The sequence below is a fragment of the Actinoplanes philippinensis genome, assembly GCF_900113015.1.
Taxonomy (GTDB): Bacteria; Actinomycetota; Actinomycetes; order Mycobacteriales; family Micromonosporaceae; genus Actinoplanes; species Actinoplanes philippinensis.
The window spans coordinates 61,059-73,286 of the sequence record NZ_FONV01000022.1; the positions used below are offsets into that span (position 1 = coordinate 61,059).

Annotated in this window: 10 protein-coding genes; 3 read left to right on the forward strand and 7 right to left on the reverse strand. The window is 69.7% G+C overall.

Translation table 11 applies throughout. The annotated features are described in order from the left end of the window. Nucleotides 1-93: 93 nt before the first annotated feature. Nucleotides 94-432, forward strand: coding sequence for a YbaB/EbfC family nucleoid-associated protein (locus BM290_RS50420; protein WP_239143883.1), 339 nt, complete (start codon nt 94-96; stop codon nt 430-432). 338 nt (nt 433-770) lie between these two features. Here BM290_RS50420 and BM290_RS41410 read toward each other — a convergent pair whose 3' ends face one another. Then, complete coding sequence (locus BM290_RS41410) at nt 771-3,548, reverse strand: replicative DNA helicase (RefSeq protein WP_275413311.1); 2,778 nt, start codon at nt 3,546-3,548, stop codon at nt 771-773. Nucleotides 3,549-3,914: 366 nt separating this feature from the next. On the opposite strand from BM290_RS41410, the gene BM290_RS41415 reads away from it, so the two are divergent. After that, entirely contained in the window at nt 3,915-7,454 is a 3,540-nt protein-coding gene (locus BM290_RS41415) for a hypothetical protein (protein WP_143134129.1), read from the forward strand. Nucleotides 7,455-7,637: 183 nt separating this feature from the next. Here the strand turns inward: BM290_RS41415 and rplI are convergent, their stop codons facing one another. From rplI to BM290_RS41440, 5 genes are all read right to left on the reverse strand, one after another. Further along, nucleotides 7,638-8,087: a 50S ribosomal protein L9 gene (gene rplI, locus BM290_RS41420; RefSeq protein ID WP_043529634.1), complete on the reverse strand. Its 450-nt coding sequence runs from the start codon at nt 8,085-8,087 to the stop codon at nt 7,638-7,640. A gap of 14 nt (nt 8,088-8,101) precedes the next feature. Continuing rightward, complete coding sequence (gene rpsR, locus BM290_RS41425) at nt 8,102-8,341, reverse strand: 30S ribosomal protein S18 (RefSeq protein ID WP_007073789.1); 240 nt, start codon at nt 8,339-8,341, stop codon at nt 8,102-8,104. 41 nt (nt 8,342-8,382) lie between these two features. Then, on the reverse strand, nt 8,383-8,964 hold the full coding sequence (locus tag BM290_RS41430; protein ID WP_093621456.1) for a single-stranded DNA-binding protein: 582 nt from the start codon (nt 8,962-8,964) through the stop codon (nt 8,383-8,385). Between the two features lie 65 nt (nt 8,965-9,029). Continuing rightward, entirely contained in the window at nt 9,030-9,320 is a 291-nt protein-coding gene (gene rpsF, locus BM290_RS41435; RefSeq protein ID WP_014448192.1) for a 30S ribosomal protein S6, read from the reverse strand. A gap of 294 nt (nt 9,321-9,614) precedes the next feature. After that, the gene (locus BM290_RS41440; protein ID WP_093621457.1) at nt 9,615-10,610 is read right to left on the reverse strand and encodes a hypothetical protein; all 996 of its coding nucleotides are present in this window, start codon (nt 10,608-10,610) and stop codon (nt 9,615-9,617) included. Between the two features lie 128 nt (nt 10,611-10,738). On the opposite strand from BM290_RS41440, the gene BM290_RS41445 reads away from it, so the two are divergent. Further along, entirely contained in the window at nt 10,739-11,515 is a 777-nt protein-coding gene (locus BM290_RS41445) for a deoxyribonuclease IV (RefSeq protein WP_093621458.1), read from the forward strand. Here BM290_RS41445 and BM290_RS48845 read toward each other — a convergent pair. After that, a complete protein-coding gene (locus tag BM290_RS48845) occupies nt 11,489-12,199 on the reverse strand; it encodes a hypothetical protein (protein WP_177320114.1) in 711 nt (236 codons plus the stop codon). The genes BM290_RS41445 and BM290_RS48845 overlap by 27 nt on opposite strands. Between the last annotated feature and the right edge of the window lie 29 nt (nt 12,200-12,228).

A 12,228-nucleotide genomic window follows, 5' to 3' on the forward strand; every position in this document is an offset into this window, starting at 1 on the left:
TCGTGTGCGTTACGAAGTTACCGGAATACGCAACGTCGCCGATCTTGGGTATTCTCACGTCCGCCCCCTGTCGCGGCGAACGGAGGAAGAACCGTGACTGAAACCGCTGATCGTGCGTCCGACCCCACTCTGCGCACCGATCTGGAAGACATCTACGGCCGATACGAGGAACTCCGCTCCGGAGTGGACGAACTTCAGCGCAGTGTTGCCACCATGCAGGTGAGCGCCGAGTCCGAGACCGGCGAGGTCCGCGCCACTGTGGACGCCGACGGCCGCCTCGTCGACCTGCGGCTCAACCAGGACGCCTGCCGGGAATGGCCGGTCGACACCCTCGCCCGCATCATCGTGGAGACCGTCCAGCACGCCTCGGCCGGCAAGTCCCGCCAGATCGAGCAGCTGGTCGCCAACCACCGCTCCACCGACGGCGCCTGATCACGCCGGCACGATCCCCCATGTGAAACCGGGCTCGATACGTCTGTTCAGCTCGACCTTCACCGAGAAACCAGTCTTCGGACCGCCGGCCCCCATCCCAGGGTCACCGGTCCACGCTCCCGCGCCGGGCCGCGGTTCCCACCCTCGATGCCGCGCCCGGCAACAATCCCTTTTTCCGGCATTCAGTGACGACGAACCTGTGCCTTTCGGAAATGTCGCCGTTTCCTGTACGCGCGTGAGCCGCCTTGGGGCCACGCATTACGCAGACGCCGCGGGGTAGGCCCGAAACGGACTCGGATGCGGTTGTGGAACGCTCCCGACCGTACGAAAAAGGGCTTTCAGATCGCCATGTCGACGAACCGTGAGAGGTGCAGCTGCGCCGCCACCGTGATGGTGTCGGTCGGGCCGTTTCGGTGTTTGGCGACGATGAAGTCGGCCTCGCCGGCGCGTGGCGACTCCTTGTCGTAGTAGTCGTCACGGTGCAGCAGGATCACGACGTCGGCGTCCTGCTCGATCGAGTTGTGCACGGCGATTCCGTTGGCCACGAAGTTGTGCGCGCCGGCGACCGTGGCGTCATAGACCGTCTCGACCCCATCCGGTTCGATGGCGACGATCTCGTCCCAAGTCACATCGTTGGTGGCGAGCATCTCCAGCTCATTGTCCTCCAGGAGCCGGGCGACCCGCGCGATACGGTCCCGGGACGGGTTGCTCTTCCACATAGCGCTTCCAGCGAACTGGGTCCCCATCGCGGAAGCGAATTCGCGGTGCGTCATGCCGCGCTCGTCGATGATGTCCCTGACCCGCTCCCAGACCGCACGCGGAATCGTGTCGACGTTGGTGTTCGCCTTCATGTCGAACAACTTCTGGCGTAGCACTTCGGCTGTCTCACCTCGCGCGCCGTGCACACCGATGACTCGGCAGAACGCCTCCTGATCGGCGACGCCGTACACATAGAGGTGATAGCCGTCGCGGTAGCCGCTCTTGCGAACCGTCTTGATCCGAGACTGGATACCGAACCGCCACAGAAGCCGCGCAACATCATCGACAAGGCGCCGGCTGGTGGATGCGTAATACACCTGTCCCACCGGGCCGTTCTTGCCTGGTGGGCGAACCCAGACCGAGCCGTCTGTCGCCCACAGGTGACGCAGGAAGAGCGCGATCTGCTCTTTCGGCAGGGCGAAGACCTCATCCGGGACGAACTTCTCGTGGCTTCGTTTATCGAAAAGCCCGAGACCATCCATCCAAGCCGCAATCGGGTTCCGGCGTCCATGAGTCAACCGGTAGGGAGCCGGCAGCCGGAGGGTGGTGCACCTCGCAGCCGCATACTCATCACGGACGGCGGTGATCCCGAAATACCGAGCGGCGTCGGTCATCACCTGAAGGTTCGCCTCATCGATGCTGGCGTAGCGGATCGGCTGCCGTGCCACCATCGAGCCGTCACCGATCATGTGGGCGAGCAGGATCACCTGCCGGTCGTCCCACTGGGTGAGTTGCTCGGGTGCGCAGACATGACGGGGGGCTGCGATCCGGCCACCGACGGACAGCTCACCGAGCGGAGTCCAGCCGTCGTAGGTCAGGAACGGATGGTTGGCGGTCGCACGAATTTCTCGACCCGACGCGAGCCGCATACGGAAAACCGGCTTCTCTCCGGTGCTGAAGACGTGGGTCAGGTGGCGACGGACATACTTCAACCGCTCGTCGAGCGCCCAGACGGGCACGTCTCGGGCCCCGGTCGCGAAGAGTTCACCCATCGTCGTCTCCGCACCGGTGTCGGCACGCAATACGCGGGTATCGGCGGTGAGGCAGCCACTTTCACGCAGGTCGGACAGCTGGGGGCGCTTGTCCGTCCGCTGCTCGGGGCCACGGTTCAGCTGACTGACGCCGATCACCGGGCACTCGATCTCCTTGGCCAGCAGTTTGAGACCACGGGAGAGCTCGGAGACCTCCTGCTGACGGCTCTCGGTCTTTTTCGGCGAGGACATCAGCTGGAGATAGTCGATGACCAGGAGGCGCAGGTTGTGCCGCTGTTTGAGGCGGCGCGCCTTGGCCCGGATCTCCATCAGGTTCATGTTCGGCGTGTCGTCGACGAAGATCGGCGCCTGACTGATCTCGCCCATGCGCCGGGCGAGTTTGGTCCAGTCATCGTCGGAGAGCTGGCCGGAACGCAGTGTGTGCAACGGCACACGCGCCTCGGCGGAGAGCAGACGCATGACCATTTCGATCTTGCTCATTTCGAGCGAGAAGATCGCGCTGGCGTGACCGTACTGAATAGCCGCATTGCGGGCGAAGTCCATGCTCGCCGTCGACTTACCGAGACCGGGACGACCGGCCACGATGATCAGCTGGCCGGCATGCAGACCGTTGAGCAGACGATCCAGGTCTTGGAAGCCGGTCGGGATGCCGGTCATCACACCGCCGGCCGCACCGACCGCCTCGATCTCGTCGAGGGTGGGCTGCAGCATGTCGCCGAGGGCCGCGAAGTCCTCGCTGACCCGTTTCTCGGTGACCTCGTAGATGGCCTGCTGTGCCAGGTCGACGATGTCGTCGACGTCACGGCCGCCGTTGCCTCCGGTGCCGTAACCCAGCTGCACGATCTTGGTGCCCGCCTCGACCAGACGGCGCAGGATGGCGCGCTCCGAGACGATCCGGGCGTAGTAGGACGCGTTCGCCGCGGTGGGCACACTCTCGATCAGGGTGTGCAGATAGGGCACGCCGCCGATCCGCTGCAGGTCACCCCGGTCGGCCAGGGCCGCCGCGACGGTCAGGGCGTCGGCCGGCTCACCGCGGCCGTAGAGGTCGAGGATGATGTCGAAGATCGTCGCGTGCACCGGCCGGTAGAAGTCGTTGACCTTGAGGATCTCGACGACATCGGCGATCGCGTCCTTGGACAGCAGCATGCCGCCGAGCACACCCTGCTCGGCCGCGACGTCCTGCGGTGGCGCCTTGTCGAAGGATCCGCCGTCGAATCCACCGCCGCCCCCCTTGTTGCCGCCGCCGCCCTTGTTGCCCCCGCCTCCGCTGGAGTTGCCACCACCGGAGCCGGGTTGGGACGGCGGCCGTGACTCGGGCCTCGCGTCGTCGGTGATCGACACCGGTCTCCCCCTCCACTCGGCCATGGCCGCCTCACGGTCGAACCGTCTCGGTTACAACCCCTTCGACTGATCCCGTACGGGATTCAGTGGTTCGCAGAAGGTCGAAGTCGGCTCGTAAGGCTGGACCACTGTACGAACCCCGCCGCCACCAGCCCAACTGCCGTGGTGGACGAGTCTTGGGACAACCTGTGGACATCTCCGGTGACTCTGTGGGTAGCCCTGTGCACACGGTGTGGACAACTCTCGGAGCAACGAACCCGAGCAGGGGATTCGTCGTCCCCACCTGTGGAGGGCAGAAACAAGTCAGGATCTGCGGAAATAGCTAGTCGGGTGAGCAAGCAGTCGCACTGAGGCGTTGCGGTTCCGCTTCGGGCACGTCACCCTTTCCAGGTGGACCAACGGGAGTGGGACTACGGGACCCGCATGTCGCGCCCTCGGCGCGCTGCGGGTTCTTGGCCCACCCGGGAGCCGGAGATCGAGGAGCCGGAGTCGCGCTGGGCCTCACTGACCGACACCGGAAGCATGGCGCCGAGTGACGAGGCCCTGGCCTGGCAGCGCCGGGCCGACGACTGGGCCCAGCAGTCCGAGGTCGAGCCCTACGGCGGTGGTGGCCAGGCCATCGAGCCGGTGAACCGGTGGTCCTCCGAGGTCACCCCCGCCGGTCGCCCGACCTTCCCGGCCGACGGTGTGGGCTGGCGCACCGAGACCGCCGAGTGGCGGGCCACCGGCGCCCGCTGGCGGCAGACCACCGAGTGGCGCTCGTCGACCGGCTCGCACGTCTGGCGGTCCACCACCGAGGCGTGGCGCGCCGAGGACGAGGCCGCCGAGCGGGAGAAACCGTCGATCCCCGGCACCGCGTGGGAGACCGGCTCCGATCGGGAGACCCCGTCGTGGCGTCAGTCACCCCCGACCGACCAGTCCGGCGGCACCCCGTCGTGGCGTCAGCCCGCCGCCGAGACGCCCTCGTGGCGTCAGCCCGCCGCCGAGACGCCGTCCTGGCGGCAGCCGGCCACCGAGACGCCGTCCTGGCGGCGCACCGACCCGGAGACGTCGTCGTCCTGGCAGCGCCGCCCCGATCTGCCGGCGGCGACCACGCCGGTCGAGCAGACGCCGTCGTGGCGCCAGCCGTCCACGCAGATGCCGACCTGGCAGCAGCCGTCCACGCAGACCCCGGCCGCCTCGACGCCGTCCTGGCAGCAGCCGCAGCAGACACCCTCGTGGCAGCAGCCGTCCGCGCCGACGCCGCAGGCGCCCTCCTGGCAGCAGCCGCAGACCCCGTCGCGCCGCCGCGCCGCCGACACCGGCGCCGGGACCTGGTCGACCGCGGCCTCCACCGGCTCGACCTGGAGCGATCCCGGCCGCCCCGGCCCCGGGGAGAACACCACCGGCATGACCCGCTGGGAGCGCGCCGACGCGCCCGGCTGGCAGCGCTCCGCCGCCGACGACGCCCGTCACCTGGTCCGTGAGGACGATCGGGCGGCCTGGCGTCGTGACGCGGGCTACGGTGACCGGCCCACCCGGGTCGGCCGCCGGCGTGCTGCGGAGGCCGATCCGGCGCCGTCCGGCGGCAGTGGCTGGTCGAGCGGGTCGGCGGCGGACAACTGGGCCGACCACACCGACACCGGCAGCATCCCCGTCGTCCAGGATCAGGACGAGCAGCCCGCCTGGGGCGCACGATCCGAGGCGCCGTCCCGGCGTGACCGGCGGCGGCAGGCCGAGGAGTCCCGCCCCGAGCCGGGCCGTCCGGAGCCGGGCGCCCGGCGTGGCGGCGGCACGGATCGCCGGCGGTACAACGCGAACACGACGAACTGGCGTGAGGACACCGCTTCCTGGGATGCCGACCAGGACACCAGCAACTGGACCCGCGACCCGGACACCGGGCAATGGAGCCGTGCCGAGGACGATCCGCGAGTCCTGGCGTGGCGTGCCGAGGCGGCCCGTCGGGAGTCGATGAAAGACCAGTCGGAGCCGCCCGCCCGCATGCCGCGGCGGGACGAGCCGGCCGGTGGGGTGCCGGGTGGGCCGCTGCCGAGCAGCTCGATCCCGGCCGGCAACACCAGCGGTGGCGGCTGGTCCGCCGGGAGCGCGCCGATCGACGAGGGCCGTCCCGGGCGTCGTGGCCGCGCTGAGGAGGAGTTCCGCGCCGAGGGGTACTCCGGTGGCCGCCGACGGGCCGGCGAGCCTTCCCGGCCCGCTGAGGAGCCGCTGAGCCCGCAGGCGTGGCAGGTTCCGCCCGAGCCGCGCCAGTCCCGGCAGAGCCGTCGCCCCGGTGGCGAGCCGGAGGGCTACGGCGACACCGGCCGTTCCGGGCCGGGCTATCCCGCCTCGGGTTACGCCGCCTCGGGCCATCCGCGTGAGGACGGCCGGCCGGGGCCACAGCAGTGGTCCGAGCCGGGCGAGCCGGAGCCGCGCCGCCGCGCCTACCGGGACGAGCCGCGCCGGCAGGAGCCGGAGTACGGCGGTGGCCGGCGTGACGTTCCGGTCGATGGCTACGGCCAGTCGCGCGCGGAGGCGCCGCGCAGTGGTTTCGGCAGCGCCGCACGGGAGCTTCCCGCCGGGCCTTCGGCCCAGCCCCAGAGGCCGGCATACGGTGGCGGTCAGCGTGAGCTTCCGGCCGGTCCGTCGGCACAGCAACAGCCGGCGTACGGTGCCCGCGAGCTGCCCGCCGCGCCGGCCAGCGGCCCGTCCTGGCTCGACCAGGAGCGCCAGCAGCGGCCCGACCCACAGCGGCCCGCCGGTGGTCAGTCCTGGCTGGATCAGGAGCGCCAGCAACGGCAGTCGCCGCAGCGGCCCGGCTACGGTGGTGGCGCCGGATCCGAGACGTCCTGGCTCGACCAGGAGCGTCAGCAGCAGCCGCAGCGCGGTCCGGCGTATGGCGGCGGTCAGGGGATCCCGACTCAGCCGTCCTCCTACGACCCGCCGCCCTACGACCAGCCACCCTACGACCAGCCGCCTTACGACCAGCCGCCGGAGCCGCAGCGTCGCCCCGGTTTCGGGTCGGCTCGCGCCCTGCCCGCGGGCGGTTCGGCGCCGACGTCCGGGCCGGCCTGGGCCGAGCAGCAGAAACCGGCGTACGGCAGCGCCCAGGTCTCCGGTGACCTCTCCGGTCGCTGGCCGGACCCGCTGACCGACACCTCGTCCCGGCGTGGCCGGGGTGACCGTGACGATCCTCCGCCGCCCTCGGGTGGCGGCTTCGGCGACCGTCCGCCGCTGGCGGACTGGCTCGCTGCCGAACGCGCCGGCCGGCGCGGGGCCGATTACCGAGGCGCCGGGCAGGACGGTGAGACCGACTGGCGCCGAGAGCTGTCCCGCCAGAGTGAGCTGGCCGAGGGCGAGTCCCACCGTTACAGCACGTCGGACTTTCCTCCCTTTCGGCCAAGCGGTTCAGCCGCGGTCGATGGATCGTCGAACCTGGCCCTGAGCGCCACCTCGGTGATCGCCGCGCCGGGCGCCACGGGCGCCGGTGGCGTCGCGGTGGAGGAGGACACGTCCTGGCCGCCTCGGCGGGGCGCCGGCGCCTTCCAGGGGACCGGTTCCTACGAGCGTCGCCCGATGGGTGGCGGCGACTTCCTCCTGAACAAGCAGAACGATCTGCTCGACCCGGAGGACGAGGACGAGGAGCAGGAGGACACCGGAAGCCCGCTGGCCGCGGTCGGTTACACCGTGGCGTGGTACGGCGTGCCGGTCGTCCTCTTCGTGATCGGCATCTTCGTGGTCAACAGCGGTCAGAGCGGTCATGCCTTCGACACGCTGGCCGACGCCGCCCCCGGCTTCGGCATCGCGCTGCTGCTGAGCATGCTGGTGGCGTATGGCCTGCGGACCGCCACGACGGCCTGGAAATCGGCGAGCGTCGGCCTGGCCGCGGCCGTGGTCGGCGGCGGCCTGGCCACCGTGCTGAGTTCGGCCATCACCGGCAACAGCCTGAGCTGAACCTCCCGGCACGCCGCAGCCATCCACCTGCGCCGTAAGCCACCCAGCACCGCATCCATCCCGCTGGACTTCGAGCCGCCCGGCGCAGCGGTCATCCCGAGGCCGCAGGCCGTGGCCGGCAGCCGCAACGAGAACGGCGCGCCGGGCGAGGGCCCGGCGCGCCGTTTCGGCGTAGTACGACGACTACTTGGCGGCCACCACGTTCACCGGGAACGTCGCGGTCACCTCGGGGTGGAGCTTGACCTGCACGTTGTACGAGCCCGTGGTCTTGATGTGACCCGGAAGCTCGAGACGACGACGGTCGAGGGCGGGACCACCGGCGGCCTTGACGGCGTCGACGATCTCGGCCGGGGTGATCGAGCCGAACAGACGGCCACCGTTGCCGGAGCGCGCCTTCAGCGTGACCTTGAGGCCGGCCAGCTGGCCCTTGACCTCGTTGGCCTGGCCCAGGTCACGGATCTCACGAGCCTCGCGGGCCCGCTTGATCACGACGACCTGCTTCTCGGCGCCCTTGGTCCACTGGATCGCGAACCCCTGCGGGAGCAGGTAGTTGCGGCCGTAACCGTTCTTCACCTCGACGATGTCGCCGGGGGTGCCGAGGCCGGAAACCTCCTGGGTAAGGATGATCTTCATCTCGGTGCCCCCTCTCAGCGCGCCGTCGCCGTGTACGGCAGGAGCGCCATCTCACGGGCGTTCTTGACCGCGCGGGCGATCTGCCGCTGCTGCTGGGAGGTCACACCGGTGACGCGGCGGGCACGGATCTTGCCGCGGTCGGAGATGAACTTCCGCAGGAGAGCGGTGTCCTTGTAGTCGATGTAGGTGATCCCGTCCTTGTCGAGCGGGTTCACCTTCTTCTTCGGCTTGCGAAGCGCCGCAGCCTTAGCCATTGCTCAAACTCCTGTTGGTGATCTGGAAAGCCCTGAGGGGCTTAGAAGGGAGGCTCGTCGTCGAACGAGGAGTTGCCGCCACCGCCGGAGCGGCCGCCGGACGCCGGCGCAGCCGTGGCCCAGGGGTCGTCGAAGTCGTTGCTGTTGCCACGACCGCCACCACCGCTGTTGCCACCGTTGCCGCCGAACTGCCGGTTGCCACCGCCACCGGAGCCGAAGCCGCCTCCGGAGTTGCCGAAGCCACCGCCGCCGCCGGACCGGACCGCTTTCTGCACCGTCGCCGTGGCGTAGCGCAGGGACGGGCCGATCTCGTCGACCTCGAGCTCGAAAACGGAGCGCTTCTCGCCCTCTTTGGTCTCGTAGGACCGCTGACGCAGCCGGCCCTGCACGATCACCCGGGCGCCGCGCTGCAGCGACTGGACGACGTGCTCGGCGGCCTCACGCCAGATGTTGCACGTGAGGAAGAGCGCCTCGCCGTCCTTCCACTCGCCGCTCTGCCGGTCCAGCGTCCGCGGCGTCGAGGCGATGCGGAACGTGGCGACACCCGCGCCCGAGTTGGTGTAACGCATCTCAGGGTCGTTGACCAGGTTGCCAACGACCGTGATTACGGTTTCTCCAGCCATGAAACTTCTCCTCGCCGCTCGGGTCGTTGATGCAAAGGGTCTCAGGACCCTCTGACAAAAACGGCTCAGCGGGTCTCGGGACGGATGACCTTGGTGCGCAGGATGGACTCGTTGAGGCGGAGCTGACGGTCCAGCTCGGCCACGGCCTCGGGCGTCGCCTGCAGGTCGACGACCGCGTAGATGCCCTCGGCCTTCTTGTTGATCTCGAACGAGAGCCGGCGACGGCCCCAGACGTCGAGCTTCTCCACCGAGCCACCCGCGGTCCTGATCACGTTCAGGTACTGGTCGAGCGACGGAGCAACGGTGCGCTCCTCGAGCGAAGGGTCGAGGATCACCATGAGTTCGTAATGACGCAAGACGTTCTCACCTCCTGTGGGCTAGGCGGCCACGGTCTCTCCGTGGCAGGAGGTCTTGTGTCGCTCGCAGAAGAAAGCCGTAGGCGATAGGAGCCCACGGCGGACACACTGCGAACCGAGCCAGCATACCCAGGCCGGGCTTCCGACCCAAAAACGGCGACCCCGTCCGTGGGACGAGGTCGCCGGTAGAGAGCCGCGGGGCGTCCGGCCCGATTCGTTGGGTGGGACCTGGGGAGGAACGACCACACCGATGAGGTTGGACGCGTACGCCCCGCGGAGCTTTCAAAAAAGAGCTTACGCCAGATTTGTACGTGATGCACGTTGCGACACGATTGCCCGAATCGCCGCGGTTGCTACACCGAGGATGCAGACCAGCGCGGTGAGCCCCAGCAGGCCCAGCGGATGTCCGTCCTCGATCCGCCCGACCGAGGCCACCGGCTGAGCCGCGTCGAAACTTCCCGGACCGGCCGCTGTCGACGGGGCAGCCACACCACCGTCCGCGGCCGACGGCGACTCCGACACGTCCGGCGGAGGCACGGGCGGCACCGCCGGCTCATGGCCGCCCGCAGGCATGCCCTCGAACGCGGGAACGCCGACTCCGGCCGTACCCCGCAAGCTCTTGCTCTTGATCCTCGGGCTGACGCCCCTCGGCGCCTGCGCCGCGGCGGTCGAGGCCCGCCTGGCCGTCGCGGTCCGTCGTTCGGCGGCCTTGCGCGCTACGCGCCGAGAGTCCTTCGCGGTGGTACGGGTGGGCTCGTCCAGCGGAGCGATCGAGTCCGGCAGCACCGAGCCGGAGGTACGCGCGGACGAGCCGGACCCGGTCGCGGGGCGCGACATCATCGTCGAGTCGCCACCGTTCGCCGGCGCCGGGATCGGGCCGGGCGGCTGGGACGAAGCCGACGGCGCCGCGGTGATCAGGATCGGCAGCGCGTCGTCCCCGAACGAGCACTCCGGCGTGAGCTGCACCACCGTGGTCCCCCGCCGGAAGACCACGTCGGCGGTCCCGTCGGCCGGCACGATGCCCCGGGGCGCGCCGGCGAGCCGCAGCTGGGCGTCGTGCCCGGTCTGGTTGATCAACCGGACCACGCTGCTGGCCGGCACCGTCATCGCCTCGACACTCGGCCGGGAGCCGCAGGACAGCCCGAACATGCCGATACCGCCGAAACTCACCTGCCGGTCGTCGGCCTCGAACTGGTCGGCGCTCGCCGTCCCGTTCGCGAGCAGTGGAGCACCGAAGAGCAGCGCGCTCAGCCCCAGCGCCGCCATCCGGTATCGGAACTGCCGTGACATGCGCCATCCCCCAGTTCAACACCGGCTCGCGCCGGCATCCGTCAGCAAAGATCAATGGAGGTAACGACTCGCTGTGGAGCGCGGTGACGCGGAGGGAAAGCGTCGTACCCGCGTCGTAGGCTCGTCCCATGCGCATCGGAGCCCACGTCGATTCCGCCGACCCGCTGGCCGAGGCCGCCGCCCGCGGCGCCGAGGCCGTGCAGTTCTTCCTGACCGACCCACAGAAATACAACTCGCCCAAGCCACGTGCGGACGCCGATCGGATCCGGGCCTCCGACATCGAGGTGTATGTGCACGCGCCGTACATCATCAATGTCGCGTCGCCCAACAACCGCATCCGCATCCCGAGCCGTAAGCTGCTGATGGCCCACGCCCGCGCGGCCGCCGAGCTGGGCGCCAAAGGCCTGATCGTGCACGGTGGCCACGTCGGATCGGGCGCCGACCTCGAGGCCGGTTTCGCCAACTGGCGGAAAGCCTTCGAGTATGCGGAGAGCGACGGTGGCCTGCCGTTGCCGGTCCTGATCGAGAACACGGCGGGTGGCGACAACGCGTGCGCCCGGCGGTTCGACGCCCTGGCCCGGCTGTGGGACGCGGTGGGTTCGTTCGGCGCCGGGTTCTGCCTGGACACGTGCCATGCCTTCGCCGGCGGGGAGGATCTGGTGGGCATCGTCGACCGGGTCAAGGCGATCACCGGGCGCATCGATCTGATCCATGCCAACGATTCGAAGGGTGGATTCGACTCGGGTCAGGACCGTCACGACAACCTCGGTAATGGGAAGATCGACACCGAGTTGGTGGTCGCCGCCATCCGTGCGTCCGGCGCTCCGGCCATTGTGGAGACGCCTGGCGGGATCGACGGGCAGGCCGCTGACATCGCCCTACTGCGGGAGCGGGCGGGCAACTGACGCACCGCCTCCGGGGAGGGTCATGACCGAGCAGCCGAAACCGATCGCGTCCGCTTCCGAGCCCACTTCCGGTTCTTCTCCTGCGCCCGCAGGCACCTCCGGGTCTGCGCCTTCTTCGACGCTGCCGTCCGCCCCTGGGACCGCGCCTGCTTCCACGCCGCCGTCCGCCCCTGGGACCGCGACTTCCTCGACGCTGCCGTCCGCTTCTGGGACCGCGTCCTCTCCCACGCCGCCGTCCGGGTCGGGGTCTTCTCCTTCATCCACGCCGCCGTCCGGATCTGGGACCGCGTCCTCTCCCACGCCGCCGTCCGGGTCGGGGTCTTCTCCTTCATCCACGCCGTCGTCCGCTTCCGGATCTGCGTCCGGGACCGGCTTCGGGGCCGCAGGGTCGGCGTCGCCTGGTCCGCGACCGGGGACTCCGCGCCGCCGATTCGGACTTCTGCGGAAGAAGACGTCGGCGGTGCCGCCGGCCGTTGGCGCCGGCTCGGCGAAGGCCATGCCTTCCGCTTCGGGTGACGCTGCGTCCGGCGCGTCGGCGCGGATGGCGACTGACAGTTCAGGCACCACAAAGACCGCTGTTGACCTGGACAATTCAGGCGAAGAAGTCAAGGCGGACCGCTCGAAGATCAACGAACCCGGCAAATCAGCGTCGGCCGGCTCCGGTGCGACAATCTCCTCCGACAACTCGGGTGACGGTCCACTGAAGACCGTTG